This is a genomic window from Aquimarina sp. AU58, assembly GCF_900312745.1.
Classification (GTDB): domain Bacteria; phylum Bacteroidota; class Bacteroidia; order Flavobacteriales; family Flavobacteriaceae; genus Aquimarina; species Aquimarina spinulae.
Genome location: NZ_OMPD01000007.1, coordinates 26549 through 48239, shown reverse-complemented (window position 1 = coordinate 48239; position 21691 = coordinate 26549). Strand labels below are relative to the sequence as shown.

General features: G+C 32.8%; 21 protein-coding genes and 1 riboswitch. Of the genes, 6 read left to right on the top strand and 15 right to left on the bottom strand.

Annotated elements, in window-relative coordinates; translation table 11 throughout:
* Positions 1–15: 15 nt before the first annotated feature.
* From DK441_RS02810 to DK441_RS02790, 5 genes are all read right to left on the bottom strand, one after another.
* On the bottom strand, positions 16–513 hold the full coding sequence (locus DK441_RS02810) for a DinB family protein (protein WP_109097383.1): 498 nt from the start codon (positions 511–513) through the stop codon (positions 16–18).
* An 86-nt stretch (positions 514–599) separates the two neighbouring features.
* Positions 600–1229, bottom strand: a complete 630-nt coding sequence (locus DK441_RS02805; RefSeq protein WP_109097382.1) for a Crp/Fnr family transcriptional regulator — start codon at positions 1227–1229, stop codon at positions 600–602.
* Positions 1230–1323: 94 nt separating this feature from the next.
* Positions 1324–2229, bottom strand: a complete 906-nt coding sequence (locus tag DK441_RS02800) for a PD40 domain-containing protein (protein ID WP_160111931.1) — start codon at positions 2227–2229, stop codon at positions 1324–1326.
* Positions 2230–2338: 109 nt separating this feature from the next.
* Complete coding sequence (gene dnaN / locus DK441_RS02795) at positions 2339–3457, bottom strand: DNA polymerase III subunit beta (RefSeq protein WP_025664268.1); 1119 nt, start codon at positions 3455–3457, stop codon at positions 2339–2341.
* 266 nt (positions 3458–3723) lie between these two features.
* Positions 3724–4299: a DUF1572 family protein gene (locus tag DK441_RS02790; protein ID WP_109097380.1), complete on the bottom strand. Its 576-nt coding sequence runs from the start codon at positions 4297–4299 to the stop codon at positions 3724–3726.
* Positions 4300–4606: 307 nt separating this feature from the next.
* Here DK441_RS02790 and DK441_RS02785 point away from each other — a divergent pair, with 307 nt between their 5' ends.
* Complete coding sequence (locus DK441_RS02785) at positions 4607–6547, top strand: tetratricopeptide repeat protein (RefSeq protein ID WP_109097379.1); 1941 nt, start codon at positions 4607–4609, stop codon at positions 6545–6547.
* A 53-nt stretch (positions 6548–6600) separates the two neighbouring features.
* Here the strand turns inward: DK441_RS02785 and DK441_RS02780 are convergent, their stop codons facing one another.
* The 7 genes from DK441_RS02780 to DK441_RS02750 form a co-directional block, all read right to left on the bottom strand.
* Positions 6601–7632 (bottom strand): iron ABC transporter permease, encoded by a 1032-nt coding sequence (locus DK441_RS02780; protein WP_109097378.1) that lies wholly within the window; start codon positions 7630–7632, stop codon positions 6601–6603.
* A complete protein-coding gene (locus DK441_RS02775; RefSeq protein WP_235015694.1) occupies positions 7633–8772 on the bottom strand; it encodes an ABC transporter substrate-binding protein in 1140 nt (379 codons plus the stop codon).
* Between the two features lie 141 nt (positions 8773–8913).
* Complete coding sequence (cobC, locus tag DK441_RS02770) at positions 8914–9432, bottom strand: alpha-ribazole phosphatase (protein WP_109097376.1); 519 nt, start codon at positions 9430–9432, stop codon at positions 8914–8916.
* The gene (locus DK441_RS02765) at positions 9414–10178 is read right to left on the bottom strand and encodes an adenosylcobinamide-GDP ribazoletransferase (RefSeq protein WP_109097375.1); all 765 of its coding nucleotides are present in this window, start codon (positions 10176–10178) and stop codon (positions 9414–9416) included. Before DK441_RS02765 ends, cobC begins: the two co-directional genes overlap by 19 nt.
* Positions 10175–10552, bottom strand: coding sequence for a hypothetical protein (locus DK441_RS02760; protein ID WP_160111930.1), 378 nt, complete (start codon positions 10550–10552; stop codon positions 10175–10177). The genes DK441_RS02765 and DK441_RS02760 overlap by 4 nt, the downstream gene beginning before the upstream one ends.
* A 37-nt stretch (positions 10553–10589) precedes the next feature.
* Complete coding sequence (gene cobT, locus DK441_RS02755; RefSeq protein WP_109097373.1) at positions 10590–11627, bottom strand: nicotinate-nucleotide--dimethylbenzimidazole phosphoribosyltransferase; 1038 nt, start codon at positions 11625–11627, stop codon at positions 10590–10592.
* 12 nt (positions 11628–11639) lie between these two features.
* A complete protein-coding gene (locus DK441_RS02750; protein WP_109097647.1) occupies positions 11640–12152 on the bottom strand; it encodes a bifunctional adenosylcobinamide kinase/adenosylcobinamide-phosphate guanylyltransferase in 513 nt (170 codons plus the stop codon).
* A gap of 81 nt (positions 12153–12233) precedes the next feature.
* Positions 12234–12537: riboswitch (cobalamin riboswitch) on the top strand.
* 77 nt (positions 12538–12614) lie between these two features.
* Here DK441_RS02750 and DK441_RS02745 point away from each other — a divergent pair.
* Positions 12615–14558: a TonB-dependent siderophore receptor gene (locus tag DK441_RS02745; RefSeq protein ID WP_109097372.1), complete on the top strand. Its 1944-nt coding sequence runs from the start codon at positions 12615–12617 to the stop codon at positions 14556–14558.
* Between the two features lie 105 nt (positions 14559–14663).
* Here the strand turns inward: DK441_RS02745 and DK441_RS02740 are convergent, their stop codons facing one another.
* Both DK441_RS02740 and DK441_RS02735 read right to left on the bottom strand, forming a co-directional pair.
* Complete coding sequence (locus DK441_RS02740; RefSeq protein WP_109097371.1) at positions 14664–16145, bottom strand: S41 family peptidase; 1482 nt, start codon at positions 16143–16145, stop codon at positions 14664–14666.
* Between the two features lie 30 nt (positions 16146–16175).
* A complete protein-coding gene (locus DK441_RS02735) occupies positions 16176–17597 on the bottom strand; it encodes a S41 family peptidase (protein WP_109097370.1) in 1422 nt (473 codons plus the stop codon).
* Positions 17598–17825: 228 nt separating this feature from the next.
* On the opposite strand from DK441_RS02735, the gene DK441_RS02730 reads away from it, so the two are divergent.
* The 4 genes from DK441_RS02730 (at position 17826) to DK441_RS02715 (ending at position 20050) form a co-directional block, all read left to right on the top strand.
* Positions 17826–18335, top strand: a complete 510-nt coding sequence (locus tag DK441_RS02730) for an RNA polymerase sigma factor (RefSeq protein ID WP_025664279.1) — start codon at positions 17826–17828, stop codon at positions 18333–18335.
* A complete protein-coding gene (locus tag DK441_RS02725; protein ID WP_074409141.1) occupies positions 18322–18762 on the top strand; it encodes a hypothetical protein in 441 nt (146 codons plus the stop codon). Before DK441_RS02730 ends, DK441_RS02725 begins: the two co-directional genes overlap by 14 nt.
* Positions 18763–18832: 70 nt before the next feature.
* On the top strand, positions 18833–19372 hold the full coding sequence (locus tag DK441_RS02720) for a DUF4252 domain-containing protein (protein WP_074409140.1): 540 nt from the start codon (positions 18833–18835) through the stop codon (positions 19370–19372).
* 132 nt (positions 19373–19504) lie between these two features.
* Positions 19505–20050, top strand: a complete 546-nt coding sequence (locus DK441_RS02715; RefSeq protein ID WP_074409139.1) for a DUF4252 domain-containing protein — start codon at positions 19505–19507, stop codon at positions 20048–20050.
* 72 nt (positions 20051–20122) lie between these two features.
* Here DK441_RS02715 and purB read toward each other — a convergent pair whose 3' ends face one another.
* Positions 20123–21466, bottom strand: coding sequence for an adenylosuccinate lyase (purB, locus tag DK441_RS02710; RefSeq protein WP_109097369.1), 1344 nt, complete (start codon positions 21464–21466; stop codon positions 20123–20125).
* Between the last annotated feature and the right edge of the window lie 225 nt (positions 21467–21691).

The following is a 21691-nucleotide window of genomic DNA, read 5'->3' as shown; positions in this document are numbered from 1 at the left end:
ATTTTTATTTCAGGGTTAAGCAAATGGATTTACATCTGCTGTTGGGCCATAAATCGAAGGTAATTTCTTATTCAGTATCCTTAAGTAAGTGGTTAGTTCTCCTCTATGGTGATACCAGTGATTAAGAACAAAAGTTCTTATAAAAGCATAGGTAGGCATTTCTGCTATTGGGTTTTGGGATTTTAGAAGTTTCCAATCGTTTTTTAACCAAGAGGTGTTTTCTTCTTTAAGTAATGCCCGTACAGAGGTCATACTCTCTTCAAAAGCATTTAGAATTTCTGTTTTATTGGCAGGAATAGGATGTTCGACGATAACTTCTGTTTCTACCTGACCATCCTGGGCAAACCTCAAATTTCTACCAGGGATAGTTGCGACATGAAAAGCAAGTTGACCAAGTGGCATTGCTTTTTCATGAGGTTTATAATGTAATCGATCTTCGGGAAGTATATCCAGAAGGTTTTTTGTTGAAACAAACTCTTGTTCCATTTCTATTAAAAGACTTGTAGCACTCATATTTTATTTTTTATAAATGAATACTTCAAAGGTCAGTAAGTAATAAGGGATAAAACGGTATCAAAAGATACACAGTGTCAAAAAAATTATAACAATTCTATCTCGGCTCTATGCAAAATTAATTTTCCATCTAATTCAAATTGTTTTAGTATACGAGAAATAACTACTCTTGTTGTACCCAGCTCATTAGCTAATTGTTGATGAGAAATTTTAATTCTAGGGCTTTCCTGTTGTGATTTTCTACGTGTTAAATACGCAATAACTCTTTTGTCAATATGATCAAAGGCAACACTCTCAAAAGTATCCAGAAGCTCATCGTATCTTTTTCTAAACGTTTTAATCACAAAATTATTCCATGAATTATATTGCTTTTGCCATTGGGTAATAAACCTTGATGGTATAGCAAGAATATCGGTTTGAGTCATCGCTATAGCCTGCGAGGGACTTTGATTATTAAAAAAACATGCCGATAATGACATCATACAGGTTTGGCTGGGCTCGACATAATAAAGCAAGATTTCTCTATCTTCTTTTGTCTGAAATACCCGGATAAGACCAGAGATTACAATCGGTAATATCTTAACATATTGTCCCTCTCTAACAATTACATCTCCTTTTTTAAAGGATAAGATTTCACAATGTTTAAGGATCTCTTCCCGAAGATCGTTTTCTGTAATAAAGTCTATTTTTTTAAGAATCTCTTTTTCGAAAATCATTTTTTATGAATATTGAAATACAAAAAATATGTACATGAGTAAGATATGAAATACCAAGGATTTTTTAAATGACTTTTTGTAATAGAAACAGATATTAGTTTTGGTTTTTCTTCAATTCGGATGCAATATTTACCCACTTTACGGACCAATTTTTCTCGATATGATCACCAGCGGCAAAAAAGAGAAATTTATTATCTGGTGTTATGTAAGGATTTCCTTGTCCAAGATTATTAATTTTTTCAGGTAGTTTCTTTGTGTGTGTCCATTTACCATTTTTATCCATAAAACTTATGATTAAATCTAGCTGATTTCCAATAGAGGCAAAGATGATATAATCTTCTTTAGGAGAAATATAAGGAGTGCATTTTCTAACTTTTGCATACTGAGGAACTATAAGTTTTTGAGCATTTTGAAATTTGCCATTTACAGCTTTAGACAAATAGATGTCCATTTCACTATAATCTGGATTACTTACATGAAAATAAAGTGTTCCTGAGTCGGTGATAGAAGGGTGAGACACTAACTTATCTCTCAGATTTGGGATATCTACATATTCTGGGGTAGTCCATACATTATCTTTCTTTTCTGATTTCCAGATATGCCATGTAGATGCAATCCCCTCGATATTAACGGGTCTGGTGGAACTAAAATAAAGCGATTTTCCGTCAGAAGAAAAACTCATTCCGTGATCATTATAATCACTGTTAAAAAATGCTTTTTTAGGGGTAGACCATTTTCCATTTATTTTTTGAATACTATAAATAGTAAATTGTTTAAAATTTTTATCAGAAATGGTATAATAATATTCTTCAAAGTTTGACGAGAAAACACCTCTATGTATTATTTGATCTTTAGGAATTAGATCTTGTTTAAATACTATAGGAATCGTATCTGGAATTTGATCTACCAAAAACCTCACTTTATGGTTTTCTATCGAATTTGAATTTTTGCAACTCAAAGCAGTTGTAATTATAAGTAGTATACCTAAAATTTGTTTCATGTTTTTAATCATGCAAATAAGTTAAGAAATTATACGACATCTTTAAAAAGCAAAATTCCAACCACATCAATATGGTTGGAATTTTAGATACAAATAATTATTTATGACCTTAGTTATTCAACATCACTGGCATTACTAGCATGGTTACATGTTCTCCTTCGTCTAATCCATCGATTGGAGTAAGGATTCCTGCTCTATTAGGTAATGACATTTCTAGTTGTACTTCATCTGCGTTAAGGTTATTTAGCATTTCACTTAAAAAGCGAGAATTAAAACCGATCTGCATATCATCGCCTTGATAATCACATGTTAAACGTTCTTCCGCTTTGTTCGAATAATCGATGTCTTCTGCAGATATATTTAATTCTGCTCCTGCAATCTTTAATCGAATCTGATGAGTTGTTTTATTAGAGAAAATAGAAACTCTACGTACAGAATTTAAAAATTGTGTGCGAGCTATCGTTAATTTATTTGGGTTCTCTTTTGGTATTACCGCTTCATAATTAGGATACTTTCCATCAATTAATCTACATATTAATTGTGTTTCGTCAAAAGAGAATTTGGCATTAGATTCATTATATTCGATTAATACTTCACTATCACTGCCTGCCAAAATTCCTTTGAGTAAGTTCAACGGTTTTTTAGGCATAATAAATTCTGCAGATTGAGAAGCTTTAATGTCTTCTCGAGTATACTTAACCAATTTATGAGCGTCGGTAGCAACAAAAGTTAAGCCTTCTGTAGAGAATTGAAAAAACACACCACTCATTACTGGTCTTAAATCATCATTACCTGTTGCAAAAATAGTTTTACTTACTGCAGTGGCTAAGATATCTCCTAGTAAATTGGTAGCACTAGGGTCTTCTAATTCTACTGCTTTAGGAAATTCTTCACCGTTAGCATAGGCCAGGGCATACTTACCATGATTAGAACTTATCTCTATTGTATTATTATCTGCGGCGACAAAAGTTAAAGGTTGCTCGGGAAAAGTTTTAAGCGTCTCTAACAATAATTTAGCCGGTACTGCAATAGTTCCCTGATCAGAAGATTCTACTTCTAATTTTGCAGACATAGTGGTCTCTAAATCAGAGGCAGAAACAGTTAGTGCATTATTGTCTAATTCGAACAAAAAGTTGTCTAAAATTGGTAACGTATTGCTATTACTAATTACCCCTCCTAATACCTGTAGTTGCTTAAGTAAGTAAGAACTGGATACTATAAATTTCATCTGTTTTTTCTTTATTATTTTTTAGTTGTCAGATTTATGCTGATACAGATCAGTATGAAATTTGCCAATACTCATTTTAACTTATCTACGGTGAGGTATGCAAGAATCAATGTAGTTGGCATGATTTAATTTCATATATATGTGTGACTAATTACGTACAGTTTTACGCAAATATAATCGTAATCTATTTGGGATTTGGTATTGAGAAAACCATAGTTATTAACAAACCAAAGAGAGTTATTGACTATTTTGTGAAGTCAGGACAATTAATTGGTACCATCTTTCATAAGCTTATCTGTATAATGTGCTTTATGCTTGGGTGTAGCGAAGCGTTTTTGGTTATAAGCTGTAGATTTTCCTTTGGGGATAGATAAACTGTGCCATTCTTCATCGACAATCATTTTTCCTATACATACAATTTGTCCTATATGATATGAATAATGTGCCAATTGCCTATTGATTGCCTCAGTAATACTATGTTCTATGTTACGTATATAAACAGGTTGGTTAAAATTATCTTGATCAATACTTTCTAATGCTTCAAAAAGGCATTGCCATCCATCGTTCCATTTGGTTAGAAGATCTTTTTTAGATAAAATATCGTTTTCAAATTCTGCATCACGTTGCCTCCATTCTTTTTCCCCATCGGTAGTTAAAAAATCGGTCCACCTGGATTTCATATTACCCCAAAGATGCTTTACAATAATTGCTATACTATTACTCTCGTTATTATATTGCCAAAAAAGCTTCTCTTCAGGAATTTGATCTATTGTTTTTTCCCCCAGAGATTTATAATAAGCAAACTGTTTTTGTATCCCTTCTAGATATTCAGATGATTTCATTGTTGTATACTTTTACTTTAAAGATAGAATTTTAAATTAATACTTGATTTTTAATTGTTCGAAACCAGAGTATTTGGATTCGAGTTAATTACGAATAGGATATTTTGTGTAAGTATTCTAGACAGAAGAATATAATACATATAATCTTGTTTGTAATTGTAAATAACATCTTTTTTGGAGTGTCAAAACGCTCTTACTATAGAGATAGATAATAGGAATAAAAGTTAATTCCTTATTTTTAAGGATACTATTGATCTTTTTGAAGAGAAAATACTATAAAGTCCCATAAAAATATTTACTATATCATATGATAATATTTTCAAAACCTACACTTGTATTTATTTTGTTGATTATATGCGGTATTGCAAAAGCCCAGACAAATGAAAAAGAGGATATAAAGATTGCCAAAAAGGATAGCGTACTGCTTGAGCATGCCAGAAGTTTTATGAAGGCAGAAAACCAGGATCGGGAAAAAGCCTTTAGTATAAGTCATGAGGTATTAAAAAGAACTAAAAGTGAACATAATACGATTTTGGCACATTATGTTTTGTCGACCTATCATTATTATAAATATGCTACTGACTCATCATTGGTTTACTCTAAAAATGCTATTGGATTAATAGGAAGTAAACAAGATTCTGTATCTCTAGATTTTTTATCTAGGTTTCACTTACTTCTTTCGCATGCTTCCAAAGATAAAAATCTGATCGAGGAAAGTAAAAAATGGGCTTTAAAAGGAATTAAGATTACACAAAAAACCAAAGATTCTGATACTAAGGATAAGTTAGTTATAAGTTTGGCGATGACATATAAACTTAGAGGTGATTTCACAAAATCTTTAGAACTTTTAACATCTACTGTTGTAGATAAAGAAAACCCGGACTATAGTGAGGGTGTTGCTTTGTGCTATATGGAGTTAGGGAACTATGAAAAAGCATTATTTTATCATAAAAAGGCACTGAAGCGTCGTAAAACAATAGGTAATAATAGAAATATAGCGGTTACTTTATTGAATATTGGCGTAGTGTATTTAAATATGTACGAAGATGATAAAGCTTTTATTTATTTTAATAAATCATTACCTATTGCAAGAGAATATAATTACCCTTTAATTATCCTGAATAATATACTTAATATTTGCGAAATTTATCGAGAGAAGAAGGATTTTAGAAATGCGAAAAAAGGGTATAATGAGGTATTAGAAATAGCCAAAAAATCAGGATATCTTAAGCAACAATTATATGTATATCAAAGTTTGAAACATATAGCTTTAGAAGAAAAAAACTACAAAGAAGCTTTAGAGAATACAGAGAAAAAGATTCAAATTCAAGATTCTATAAAAAAACTACAAAAAGATAAGGAAGTAGCTAAGCTGGAAATAGAATATGAGACATTAAAGAAAGAAAAAGAAATAACAATTTTAAAAAAGAATCAAGAACTTAAAGTTTTAGAAATAGAGAGGCAACAATTTCAGAAACAAACCCTCACATATGCGTTTATCGTAATCTTGATACCTCTGGCGGGTTTACTTTTTCTATATTATCAAAAATTAAAAAGTCAAAGCTTACTGCATAAAAAAGAAAAAGAAATAGGAGAACAAAAGATAGAAGCTTTAATAAGAGACCAGGAGTTGAAATTAATCAAAACCTCGATTAGTATTCAGGATAAAGAAAGAAACCGTATTGCTCAAGAGCTTCATGACAGGATAGGAGGAAACCTGGCAGCAATAAAGCTTCAGTTTGGTTTGGCCAAAGAAAACTTAAGAAAAATGGATGCTATTTATCAACAGATTGATGATACTTATAAGCAAGTTAGGACACTATCTCATGATCTTATTCCCAAAAAATTTAGACATAATAACTTTATACAGTTATTAAAGGAGTATATGCAAAATATTGGAAATGCGAGTAAATTAAGTATTCATATTTCAACCTATTCAGAAAATAAAATTAATGAAATAGATCATTCATTTCATAATGAATTATTCTCTATTTTTCAGGAACTCATTACAAACACCATAAAACATGCTAATGCCCGTAAAGTTGAAATTCAAATAGATCTTATAGATAACCTTATTCATATTATTTTTGAAGACAATGGTAAAGGGTTTGATACCTCTGTTACATCTTTAGGTATTGGTTTAACAAATATAGAAAGTCGAATACAAAAATTATCAGGTGTAATGCATGTCGATTCTCGTCTTAAAAGAGGAACTATTATTACTATTGAAATACCAATACTACAATAAATATTTTGGTATTATGTTGTAGGGTAATCTCCAGGATAAATATAAGGAGAGGTCTAAAACAACATTTTTCGTTTTCGAACTAATAACCAGATGACTACAGGGGCGCCAATTAATGAAGTAATAGCATTAATAGGAAGTGTATATTCGCTAGATGGTAACTGTGCAATACTATCACACACCAGCATAATGATACTGCCTAATAGTATTACGGCAGGAATTAATGTTTTATGATCTGAGGTATGAAATAATTGTCTTGTAAGATGAGGAACAGCTAAACCAATAAAGGCTATTGGTCCGGTAAAAGCAGTAATACTACCCGCCAATAATCCCGTAGCGACAATAATTAGAAAACGACTTGTCTTGATATTTAGCCCAAGGCTACGAGCATAGTTTTCTCCCAGGAGTAGCGTATTTAGAGGTTTTATGGCAAGGATGGATAATAACATTCCTAATAATGATATACCAGAAAATATAAGTACATCATGCCAGGATAGATTACCTAAACTTCCAAATCCCCAGAAAATATATCGTTGTAATTGATCGGCAGGAGCAAAGTAGGCCAATACACTCACTATAGCAGCTGTAATACTTCCAAACATAAGTCCGATAATAAGTATTGCCATTGTATCTCTTACTTTAATTGAAACAAGCATTACGGCAAACAATACTAATATACTACCCAAGCTGGCAGCAATAACCAATCCCCATTTTGAAATTAAAAAAGATGATACTGCAACTCCGGTAAATGCACTTCCTAATATGAGCAGTGCTACTCCCAGACTTGCTCCAGAGCTTATGCCGAGTACAAATGGACCTGCTAATGGATTTCTAAATAAGGTTTGCATTAATAATCCAGAAATCCCAAGCCCACTGCCTACAATTATGGCAGTAATTGCTTTTGGTAATCGATAATCAATAATGATATGTCTCCAGGCTTCTTTTTCTACTGCTCCGCCTACTAGACTACTTAGCGTATCTAACCATGGAATAAATACCGAGCCTAAACTTACATTTGCAACAAAGCAAACGAACAAAAGTATAATTATACTTATAAAAACACGTTTATATGATTTGGTTGGGGTCAATTAGTTTAGTTTTTCGAAAAAAAAGGGTTCATAATCGATTAACAATTCCGGATGAGCAATTTTAATGATATCTTTTAAAATTAAGTCGGGCCGCATAGGTCCTAATTCATAATATACTAATCCTCCTTTTGAACCCATCTTTAATGTTGAAGAATATACGGCTTTATTTTTAAAGGCATCGAATAAAGTATACCGATGATTCTTTTCTTTTAGTTCATCGAGTGATTTAGAATTTCCTGATCCTATCCATAGTTCTGCCTTTTGGGCCTTTTCAAGTACGCTTTCAAAACTTAATGCCATGCTTCCATTTTTTTTTACGTCTTCCCATAAATATGTAGTGTTTGCATCTTTTAAAAATTTGGCAACGAAGCTGTTTCCGCCAGGAACATGCCATACATCCTTAAACATATTACCCGATAATACTGTTGGAGAAGAAGTTGTGTTTTTGGCTAAAGTGCTTGCCTGGTCGTATTCTTTTTTAATATTTTGAAAGATATCTTCTGCCATTTTTTCTTTACCAAAGAAAGCTGCCATAAATTTTATCCATTCTGCCCTACCTAGGGGATGTTCTTCTAACCAGGAACCATTAATCACCACAGGAATTCCGGTTTTTTGTATTAGATCATAAGCTTTTGTATCTCCAGAAGAAGAAAACCCAACAACTAATTCGGGAGAAAGCTCAAGAACAACTTCTGTGTTTAGATTCCATTCCTCACCAAGTTCTTTAATAGCACCATTGTTAATCAAAGCTCGTGTTTTCTCAGAAGAGATATAATCTGTATGAGGAAATCCTACTAACTTCTCTTCAAGATTCATATACTCTAACATTGGAATATCTGTAGTAGAAGTCACAACGACTCTTTCTATAGGTACTTCAATAAATATTGCATTTGGAGATTTAAATGGTTTTTCTGTTCCTTTTGGGTGTAAAATATAGGTAAGCTCTTCTTTTGCATCTGGCCAGGGAGTTGTAACCTTAATCTCTTTATAATTTTCTTGGTTTTTAATAGTAAATCCCGAGGCGTACTCAATATTTTGAGGAGCCAGATACATCACAGTGAGTGGAGTTGTATCTTTTGGTGTTTTCTTACAAGAAGCACTTAATAAGAATAGTAAAGAAATGATAAATATAGTACGCATGAACATCATTTTTTTGTAAAAATAGTAAATCAGAATAAGTTTAATCCCGAAATGATTTTAAACCCGTATGCTGTAATAGAAAATCTGTTACAACACATTAAATTAAGAGCAGATTATTTTTTCTACTAAAATTTTATCAGATTAGATACTAAATACTTCTCCGTATGCAATCTTGATCCTAAAAGAGTCTTTAAGCTCTATTTGTTGTAGCTTAGCAAGCAATGCTCTCATAGGTCCAGCATGTGTTATTACTGCAATTTTTTCTTCAGAAATATGATCCAGAGAGGTATAAAAATCCAAAATACGTTCTTGTAGCTTGATATATGACTCTCCATTTGGGACTTGCACATTTACAAAATCGTTCATCCAGGGATCTATTTCAGAACTATGTATAGCATCCCAAGGCTGTAACTCCCAATCTCCAAAATTTAATTCTTTAAGCCGATGATCGTAGATGATTTCTTTTTTGAATGTTTGGGCTAATAGTTTACACCGTTGTAATGGACTACTATATATAGTTGTAATTTCATGAACAGGAATAGATTGATGTATTTTTTCTACTTCGGCAGTAAAGGTATTTGTAATTCCTATATCACTTTGCCCATAGCAAATTCCTTTTTCGATATTTGGGGTGGTATGTCTTACCAGATATATTTCCATAATGCTATGCTAGTAAGATAAAATACAATTTCGCTCAGTTGTTGTACGGCACCTGCACAATCTCCTGTTTGACCACCAATCCATTTTTTGAATTTGGCTGCTAAAAACATTTTTGACAGGTACATGGGGATTAAGGTAAGAAATATCATGGGATTTTTGAAGAAAAATAAAGGAGCAATACCAAATATAGCACTTACTAATAATGAATGTATACTCATGCTTTTTGCTGCTGGTTTAGCCTTACTGTTTTCTGTATCTCTTACATAGGGATGCGTAAAGATCAAGGTGGTAGCTATAAAACGACTTAGGGCATGTCCAGAAATTAATAAAAATGGGATGTAATACATTTCTATTTCTCTTAATGCTGCAAATTTTATGCTTAGCATTAACAATACCCCAATAGTACCATAAGTACCTAAACGAGAATCTTTCATGATCAAAAGGATCTTATCTTTGGTCCACCCACCACCAAATCCGTCGCATACATCTGCAAATCCATCTTCATGAAATGCACCTGTAGCATAAATGGTAGAAAACATAGATAGAATTACTGAAATTTCTACCGAAAAAATAAAAGAAGCTCCATAAAAAACAATAGCACCAATACTTCCGACAATAATCCCCACTAGAGGAAAGTACTTGGAGCTAAGATGTAAATATTCGGGATCATGATTTACCCATTTTGGGCAAGGAATACGGGTAAAAAACATCAATGCAGTAAAAAAGATGTGAATTTCCTTTTTCATAAATCGTATGTTTCTTTTATCATTTTTGTATGGATGGCAACTTTTTTAGCATGAAAATCGGTGTTAATAGCAGAATTTTTCTGTAGATATTTAGAAAATGGTATACATGCTAAAATAATGAGAACTATTGAAAATACGATACCTAAAATTCCTATTTTATTTTTTTTAAGAGTAGAAATAACTCCTAAATATAGACTTAATAACCCTATGCATAGAGTAGTGATTTTATATAATTTACTAAGAACTTGTGTTGTAGGAGCAATTCCTGTATTCTCTTTTATTTCTAAAAATACATGATGTCCCGATAGATTAATTTTATACATGAAATAAAAACCTATGCATGCGATAATAACAGATAACACACCTCTTTTCATATGTTTTCATATTTTTAATTTGGGTATTTTAGAGCAGTTAATTATTATCAGAAACTCCAGCACTTTCAAAACTAGCCATAGTATTAAGAAAAGCAACTGCAGATTCTATAATTGGATATGCTACAGCAACACCTGTTCCTTCTCCTAAGCGCATACCAAGGTTGATTAATGGTTTTTTATCTAAGAACTCATACATTTTTTGATGTCCTTGCTCTTCAGATGTATGTGCAAATATGCAATAATCTAATACGTTTTGATGCATAGCATGTGCAACCAATACAGCAGAAGTAACGATAAACCCATCGATGATAACAGTCATTTTGAGTTCTGCTGCTTTTAAAATTGCACCTGTAATCATGGCAATTTCGAATCCTCCAAAAGTTGTTAAGGCATCAAGAGGAGAAGAAGGGGTATGTTTTTGGTACACTTCGGATAAAATTTTTTGTTTGATTTTGATAGCTGAAGTATCCAGCCCTGTACCAGAACCCACACATTCTGCTATCGGAATCTCTGTGAAATATGACATCAATAATGAAGCAGCAGAGGTATTTCCGATTCCCATTTCGCCAAAACCTATAGTATTGCAACCATTATTAAATGTTTCTATAACCAAATCGGCACCTTTTTGTATAGCTTCAGTACATTGCGTTATCGTCATAGCAGGTTTTTCCTGATAATTTTGAGTACCATAATCAATTTTTGCGTGAATAATACCAGAAGTATTTTCAAAATCATGATTAACTCCGGCATCTACTATTTTAAGCGCAATTTGGTGTTGTTTACAAAAAACATTTATAGCTGCTCCTTCATTTATAAAGTTATAAACCATTTGTGCGGTTACTTCCTGGGGGTAAAGGTTGACTTCTCTTTTTTGGGCAATACCGTGATCACCCGCAAAAACGAGAATCGTAGATTGGTTTAAACTCGGTTGGTCTGTGTTTTGGATCATACCTATTTGTAAGGCGACTGTTTCAAGTACTCCTAATGCTCCAACAGGTTTTGTTTTAGTATTAATTTTGTTTTGAAGAGTAGCTTCAAGGCTATTGTTAAAGATAGGTTTTATAGTAAATTCCATGCGTATTTTTGGTTAATTAGATTCTTTGATTTCTACAGGAATACCAGAAATCATTAATATTGCTTTATCGGCATGACTGGCTATATGCTGATTCATCCAACCTTGTAGTTCGGTAAATTTTCTACCCACTTTAGTAGTAGCATGAACTCCCATTCCGATTTCATTAGAAATGATAATTATGGTCGCATTTATATCTAATAGTTTAGCAAATTCTGCTTTTGCTTGCGACAGAGAGAGTTGGACATCATTTTTTGTATCCATATAGTAGTTGGTAAGCCACAAAGTTACACAATCGATTACAACGACGCTATCCTTTTTTACAACTTTAGAAATTTCTTTTTCTTCTTCTATAGAAGTCCAACGTTCGTCACGATCTGCAATATGCCTATCTATACGTTTGCGATGATCATCATCCCAAACGCGTGAAGTGGCTAGATAATAAGGAGTATCAGATAATTGTAATGCCAGACGCTGTGCATATCCACTTTTACCAGAACGCTCTCCTCCTGTAATGTAATATAACATTGAATTGGTTTTAGAGAAAGCAAAGGTAATTGAATACATTATTTATTTGTTAAAGTAATCCAAAATTCGGTAAAATATAATACATTCGCGCAGAATTTTGGTTCTGATACTCCTTAATCAGGGGAGTTGAGGATTAAAAGGGAATCAGGTACAATGAAAAATGAAAATAGATAAATGTGGATAGCGATTTTTTAATTTTTAATCGTATTTCTAACCTCTAGGATCGTAAATCAATATTCCTGAGCTGTTCCCGCAACTGTATGCTGTATCCACATTAAAAAGGATGCTTGTTGTTAATTCTTTATAACCACTGCTCGTTATAGCGATCGGGAAGGTAAACAACAAGACGCGAGCCAGGAGACCTGCCTTTATTCGATGTAATCAAACTTTCGGGACAAAGGTTTGGGTATGGGTAAACTACATACTTTTTTCCGGTAATTGTAAAAATTAAGTGTTTAAGTAATGAACAAAAAAGTATTTTTTGGAACCGCATTTTTAATGCTGGGATCTTCTTTTGTATTTGGACAAGAGATCCAAATAGACGAGGTGGTTAATGAACTAGACGAGGTAGTTATTTCTGACTCTAAGTTTAGTTTAAAACGAGAACAAAGTGGTAAGGTAATTACTAAAATTACTGCCAAAGAACTAGAACGTAGCCAGGGACAATCGTTAGCTACAGTACTTTCAAGAGCAACTGGCCTATTCATTAATGGTAACGGCAGTGCGGCAGGACAAGATCTTGGGGTTTACGTACGAGGAGGGCGTAATCGTCAGGTAGTGATTAGAATTGATGGAGTAACGGTTAGCGATCCTTCTACTTCTTCTGGAGATTTTGATTTACGATTATTATCGGTGAATCAGATACAGGAAATTGAAATTCTTAAAGGAGCATCCAGTACGCTATATGGCTCGGGAGCTGCGGCTGCAGTAATTAATATTATTACAAAATCTGAGAGTAAGAAAAAAATCGCTGCTAGTTTTCAATCCAGTATAGGGACTAATCAATCTCAGGAAGATCAGGATTATGATATTAATGAATTTGTAAACTTGGCTTCGATTAACGGAACCTTAGGAAAGGTAAGCTATTTGGCAAGTATAGGAAACCAGTTTAGTGATGGATTATCGGCAGCAGAGGCTGAAGGAGCAGAAAGTGATGCGTTTTCTAAATTTAATGTATATGCCAAGTTAGGATACCGATGGAATGATAACTTCAGGTTTCATTTTTTTGGAAATTTGGATCAATATAAAAATGATTTCGATGCTGCTGCAGGAATCGATGGAGACAACCGGTTTGAAAGCCAACAATTAAGAGCAGGGTCTTTTTGGGAAATTAAATACCCCAAGGGGAGTTTTACATTTACAAACAGTTTTGCTTCTTTAGAAAGAGATCTTACCAGGTCTAGCTTTCCTTCAAAATACGAAGGTAATGTACATACTTTTGATGCATATAATAAATATACCTTTAACAATACACTACATACGGTTATTGGAGCTAATGGTTCGTATAGTAAATTTAGCCTACTAAATATTCCTTTTGGTACAACAAATCTAGAAGAAACAATTAGTGATACCGATGCAGAGTTTGATATAATAGATCCATATATTAATGTAGTATATGCTTCAGATTTTGGTTTTAATCTAAATGTGGGAGCGAGATATAATATTCATAGTACCTATGATAATCATGTTGTCTACAATATAAACCCATCATATACTCATACATTTGGAGATAATTATATCAAAGGATTAGCATCGTATAGTACGGCATATATTACACCGTCGTTATTTCAATTGTATGATACAGCATTTCTTACCGGAAATCCAGATCTTAAACCAGAAGAAAGTGCAACTATAGAAGGAGGAGTAGAATTATCTCATAAGAAGAAAGCTACAGTGAGTGTAGTGTATTTTAATCGTAAATCAGAAAATTTTATCACGTTTAATCCTACTACTTTTGTGAACTTTAATTCGCCAGGCGATATTAAGGTAGATGGAGTAGAAGTAGAGGTGTCTACATTGATGTTAGAAGATAAACTATCTGTAAAAGGAAATTATACATATACTAATATTGACAAACTAGATGATAATATTAGAATTCCTAAACATATGATTAATGCCAGTATAGGTTATCAACTAGGAGAAAAGACATATACTTCGTTAAACTATCAATACAATACTAAGCGTATAGATAATGATTTTGCTAATACAGACCCGGTTACTTTTGCCCCAACACAAGTTTCTCTTGATGGTTATGGAATTTTAGATTTTTATATTAGTCATCGATTACTAAAAAATCTAAATGTTTATGCAGCGATGCATAATATTACCAATGAAGATTATCAGGAGATTTTAGGATTTAGTACCAAAGGTAGAAATGCCAGAATTGGAATTACTCTAGAATTCTAAAATTACCTCCCGGGTCTAATCAAAAAACTCCTAAACGAATAGTTTAGGAGTTTTTATTTTTTTAGAGATGGTTTAGTATTATATGGTATGTGTTCCTTATTTAAGTTATCTATTTATGGAAGAAAAAGTAAAATTATCTTTATACATTCTTTGATAATTTGGCAATAAAGCTTTAGCCTCCCAATCAATTATATCATTTGTAAATCCATTTTTACTTGTTGCAGTTAAAGTCGCACCACTAACTATAAAATCCAAAGCTGTTTTTAAGAAAGGTTCATCAATTTCTCCTAGAACGCCCATACTTGATATATTTTCTTTAAACATAAGATCGGGTGTCAATCCATTTATAAAATCAGTCACTCCATTTTTATTAGCAGATTTTAATACTAAAGGCTGTATAGCGTATGTATGAGTTGAATTGGCACCTTCTCTTCCAAAACCTTGAGAGTCATAAAGTGTAACAGAAGCTTGAAATTTCCCTGTAGTTGATTCTCCAATTTGGACTACATCGATATAAGGTTCTAACCCGTTAATAACTAATTCACTGGCAGAAGCAGTCCTGTTGGTAGTAAGAACGTATAATTTGGTAGCTCCTAAAGAATTAATTTGTTCACCTGTACGAATTGTATTTCCAAATCTATTGATTAATGCTTCTTCTCCTTCAGCACCAGAAGAAAACTGATTTTGCAATTCATCATTCCATATTTCTTTTGAAAAGATTTCTCCGTTAAATTGCCCCGTGATCATACTCGACATATCTATTGCAGTTCTTACTGATCCACCACCATTGTATCTTAAATCCAGAATTAGATCATTAATTCCATCAGCTTTAAATGTCCCAAAAGCTTCATTTAGTTTTGCATCAAAACTACCAACAAAACTATTATACATTAAATAGCCAATCTTTTGACCTTGATATTCTATAGTTTTAGCAATAAAAATTGGGTTTTCGGTATATTGAACCTTTGTTAATGAAACATTTTGACCTGTTTCGACAATATTTCCATTATTAATATTAATTAAACTGATGCTATACGAATCTTGACCAAAAACGGTATTAAAATCAGTATTTCTAGTTAATTTAACACCATTAACGGCATTAAAAAGGTCTCCACGTTTTAGTCCTTTAGCCTCTGCATCCGTTCCTGGTAATATATAACGTATAAAACCTATAACATCATCAGAATCTTGAGAAACCAAGCTTAAGCCAAAGTCGATTCCATTGCTTTTAGAAACACCATTAAAAGCTTGTTCTAAGGCAATATAGTCATCAACAATAAAACTGAATCGATCTTCTGGATTGGTAGATTTTAATCCATCAAACAATGTTTCTGGAGATTTGAATTTACTTAAAAATTGAAAAAAATCTTGATTTGTATTAAACCTATCATTTGCCAGGTCACTTACATTGGCTTTATACAAATAAGCAGCATTCATGCCTTTCCATATAAATTGATCGATATCTTGATCAGAATTGGTTAATACTTCAGGGGGTGTTCCTTGATCTTGCGGGTTATCATCATCATTAGAGCAAGAAAAAATAATAAATAAGGAAAGAAATAATATTTTAAATTGTACTGTACGCATTTTTGTTTTTTAATTTTTCGTTAAGTATTTTTATTTATACATCCGTTGATAAGTGGGAGAAAACATTTTACTACTTCCTACGCTTTCTAGTTGTAGCAAATTATAATTTTTAGCACTTTTTGTACCTAAAATATTATCTATTGCAGCTTTAAAAAGAGGCTCGTTTTCGTCACCTAAGACACTAAGATTAGAATAATCTTCTTCGATTTCTATTTCTGGAGAAAAACCACCGTGATAATCGGTAAAACCAACAGAATTACTAGATTTAAGAACTAGAGGTTGCATAGCATATGTATGTCCTGCATTAGCTCCGTCTCTTCCAAAATTATTAGAATCATACAATGTTATTGAGGCTTGAAATTTTCCTCTTGTAGTAGTTCCAACCTGAATCACATTTATATGCGGATCAAGCCCGTTAATTACCAGTTCACTAGCCGAAGCAGAGCTTCTGGTTGTTAAAACATAAACTCTGCTCAAATTAAGACTGTTAATAGCTTCGCCTGTTCTAATTTGATTATCAAAAAGGTTGGTGCTCCCAAATTGTGCCTGTCGATCAGAGTTCCATTCTTCTGTCGAAAAAACCTGACCATTAAACTGCCCTGTAATCATACTCGATAAATCAATTGCAGAGGTAACAGATCCACCACCATTATATCTTAGATCTAATATTAAATCACTTACATTATCGGATACAAATTTTGAAAAAGCTGCATTAAGCTGGGGATCAAAATCCCCAGTAAAAGAATTATACATAAGATACCCCACCGGGCTACCACCTACATCAATTGTCTTTGATATAAAAACAGGATTCTCGGTATATTGAACTTTGGTAAGAGAAACAGAAGTTCCTGTAGCAGTAACATTAGTACCATCAAAAGTAGCCAGTCCTATAGTATAACTATCGGGGGATAGTAATTGTCTAAAATTTTGATCATTCATCTGGGTACCATTAATGGTGTTAAAGATATCTCCTCTCTTTATTCCTTTGGTTTCAGCATCTGTTCCTGGTAACACATAACGTACATATCCAAACACAAGAGATTGATCGTTTGGATAACGTACAAGGCCATACTCCATACCATTATTCTTTGTAATCCCATCAAAAGCTTGCTCTAAAGCAATATAGTCATCTACAATCCAACTAAACTGATCAACTTCTACCTGCTCTCCGTTTACTAATACAGTTTGCTTAGATTTTAATTCTTCGAAAATTGCTTCGGGAGTAGAAAATCCTTCTAAAAACTGTGTGTATTCCTGATTCGATGGAAAACGATTATTTGCCAAATCTGGGACATCTGCTTTATATAAGTAATAAAGGTTTAATCCTTTCCATATAAAATCATTTATTTCTGTAGCTCCAGAAATACGGGGTACATCATCGTTATCATCAAAACATGCAGTAAGTAGATTTCCAACGAAAAGCAATAGTGCAAAATACTTTATGTACTTCATCTATTTTGTATTTATTGTTTTTATTTGTCTTAATGAAATCCATCAATAATCATTCCGTGAAGAATAAAAATGAAAGTTATACTTATTTCATAATGACCTATACTTCTTGTTATAAAGTGATAAATGTAACTACTTTATTATAATTTTAAAAAAGATTGTAACAAATTACTTAGATAGTCGTCTCCCTAATATAAAGCTGACAAAGTTTTATGAAAACCACCAACCAAAATGAAAGAAGGAGCATTTATAACGCTTACAAACGGATTTAAAGATAAGCTTTTTAGGTTAGCTAAACGTTTGCTTGTAAGTAATGAAGAAGCAGAAGATGCTACACAAGAAGTATTACTGAAGCTATGGAAGAATAAAAGTAAAATGGCTGAGTATAAAAATGTAGAAGCTTTTGCGATGACAATGACTAAGAATTATTGTTATGATAAGCTTAAGGCTAAAGAAACAGGAAACCTAAAAATTGTACATAGTAATTATAAGGACGAGAGACCTTCATTACAACGACAAGTAGAAGCTAGAGATAGTTTAGATTGGGTAGGTAAGATTATGGATAGTCTGCCAGAACAACAACGAATGATTATCCAACTTAGAGATATAGAACAATATAATAATGCAGAAATAGCTGATATGCTAGGACTTAATGAAACGGCAGTTAGAGTTGCATTATCAAGAGGAAGAAAAAAAATTAGAGAAGAATTATTAAAAAAACACAATTATGGAGTTGTCTAACATAGAAAAATTACTAGAGAAGTATTTCGAAGGAGAAACGACCATTTCTGAAGAAAAAGAATTAAAGGTTTACTTTACCAGAGAAACTGTGCCGTCGCATTTAGAGAGATACAAAAATCTATTTCAATATTTTTCTCAAGAGAGTACCATAACGGCTACCAAGGATCTAAAATTAAATACCAGTAGTAGAAAATCCAGATACGCCTGGATGGGTATTGCAGCATCAATAGCTTTGATCGCAGGGATATTTTTAACAAATACACCACCAAACCCAGACGAAACTCTAGGAACTTATGAAGATCCAGAAATAGCTTTACAGGAAACCAAAAAAATCCTCAATATGGTTTCGCAATTAATGAATGAGGGCAAACAGGAATTAGTGTACCTGAACGAATTTGAAAGCACTACCGAAAAATTAACAAAATAAAAACAAACGACTACCTGAAAAATACTGTTGGTAAAACAGGGTGTAGTAAGGGGATTAAATTTTAAATATTATGAAAAAGTTAGCAATTATTTTAGCCTTTGCAATATTACCATATGTGTCTAACGCACAAAGTAATTTTGATAAATATGAAGATATGAAAGGAGTATCTTCTGTAGTAGTAACCAGTAAAATGTTTAAGCTACTAAGCCAAATAAAATTAGAAAGTAATGATACCGAAGTACAAGAGTATATGAATCTTGTAGAAAACATCAAAAACATCAAGGTCTTTGCTACAGAAAATGCAGCAGTAGGACAAAAGATGAGAGCAGATGTAAGTAACTACCTTAAAAGCTCTTCTCTTGATGAATTAATGAGAGTAAAAAGTGATGGGAAAAATGTAAAATTTTATTCTAAACCAGGAAAAGACGATGATCATGTAAGTGAATTGTTTATGTTTCTTGATGGCGTAAAAGAAGATGGAGATGGACCCAATACTGTAGTGCTTACGATAACAGGAGATATTGATTTAAAACAAGTATCTAAGATTGCAGATCACCTTAATGTACCAGGTGGGGAAGAATTAAAGCACGTAAAAAAGAAAGGAAACTAATCAAGTATTAGGATAAAAAAGATCCAGATTTCTTCTAACCGTGAGGTTAGAAGAAATCTGGTCTAAAAACATCAATCAAAAATAATTAATCAACCAACCCACCGGCTTAGGCAGGTGAAAAAAATAAGAGAAATGAAAAATGTGTATAAAATTTTAGGCATTGTAAGTATATCACTAATGATGAGTTGTAGTAGCGAACCCTCACTACAAAAGTATTTTGTAGATCATCATGGTGATGCTGATTTTATAGCAGTCGATGTACCGACTAGCCTTTTGGATAAAGAAACGGTAGAACTTAATAAAGATGAGAGAGAAGCTTTAGAAAGTATCAAAAAAGTTAACTTTTTGGCTTTGCAACTTACCGAGAGTAATCAAGGTAAATATGAAGAAGAGAGTGCAGCAATAAAAAAGATATTAGATACAGATAAGTATGAAACCTTAATGCGATTTGGATCAGACGGAACCAAAGCAGTGCTTAAATATCAAGGAGAAGAAGATGATATCGATGAGGTTATTGTTTTTGCCAAGAATAATGAAAAAGGATTAGCATTAGTACGTGTATTGGGAGATAATATGAGACCCGAAAAAATGGCTATGCTTATGAAATCTGTAGAAAAAGGTAAAATCAACCTTAATGCTTTTAAAGAAATAGCGCAAACTATAGATATTGATGATTAATCAGTAGTAATGATATAAAAAAAAGAGGCTGTTTTTTTAACAACCTCTTTTTTTATGGTTAAAATCTATTGTTTATATCCCTGTATAGTTAGAAGGAGTAATTTGTTTTAACTCTGATTTTATAGATTCAGAAACATCGAGGGTTTCAATAAAATCAGCAATAGAATTTTGATTTATCTTTTCATTAGTACGAGTAAGACCTTTTAAAGCTTCATAAGGATTAGGATATCCTTCTCGCCTTAGTATGGTCTGTATAGCTTCTGCAACAACAGCCCAATTATTCTCAAGATCTTCTGCGAATTTACCTTCATTCAATAAAAGCTTATTTAGTCCTTTCAGCGTAGCCTGAAAAGCAATTAGCGTATGCCCAAAGGGTACACCAACATTTCTAAGTACCGTACTATCGGTAAGGTCACGTTGTAATCGACTTACAGGTAGTTTTGCAGCAAGGTGTTCGAATATGGCATTTGCAATGCCCAGGTTACCTTCACTATTTTCAAAATCAATAGGATTTACTTTATGCGGCATAGCCGAAGAACCAACTTCTCCTTTTTTTATTTTTTGCTTAAAATAATCCATAGATACATAAGTCCATACATCACGATCCAGGTCCAGTATAATCGTATTAATACGTTTTAAACCATCAAACAGTGCAGCCATATGATCATAGTGCTCAATCTGAGTGGTAGGAAAAGAATGATGAAGCCCCAGTTTTTCTTGTACAAAATGAGTTCCAAAAGCTTTCCAGTCGATATCGGGGTAAGCTACTTTATGTGCGTTGTAATTTCCTGTAGCACCACCAAATTTTGCAGCACTTGGTATATCTTTTAGTAAATCAAACTGTGCTTCAATTCTGGTAACATATACCTGAAACTCTTTTCCTAATCGGGTAGGAGAGGCAGGCTGTCCATGAGTACGCGCTAGCATAGGTACGGCAGACCATTCTTCTACCAAAGATTTTAGCTTTGCTAATAATGCATTGTACTCTGGGATATAAACACTACTAATAGCTTCTTTGATACTTAATGGTACCGCAGTATTATTAATATCCTGAGAGGTTAATCCAAAATGAATAAACTCTTTATATTCTTGTAAACCAAGAGTATCAAATTTTTCTTTGATAAAATACTCTACAGCTTTTACATCATGATTCGTTACTTTTTCTATGTCTTTTATTGCCGAGGCATCCTCGCTAGAAAAATTAGTATAGATTTCTCTTAGCTTATCAAATAACGAAGTATCAATACCTTGTAATTGTGGTAGTGGTAGCTCGCATAAAGCGATAAAATATTCAATTTCTACGAGTACACGATATTTGATTAAGGCTTCTTCACTAAAAAATGCACTAAGAGATTTGGTCTTTGATGCGTAACGCCCATCTATAGGTGAGATTGCTTGCAAAGGGAATAATGACATAATTTTCTTTTTTGAAGCTGCAAAGATAATTTAATTAATTGCGAATTGCGAAGTACAAGCAACGAATTTTAAAAGTTTCAGGTATTAGGTATTAGGTATTAGGTATTGAGTATTGAGTATTGAGTATTGAGTATTGAGTATTGAGTATTGAGTATTGAGTATTGAGTATTGAGTATTGAGTATTGAGTATTGAGTATTGAGTATTGAGTATTGAGTATTGAGTAT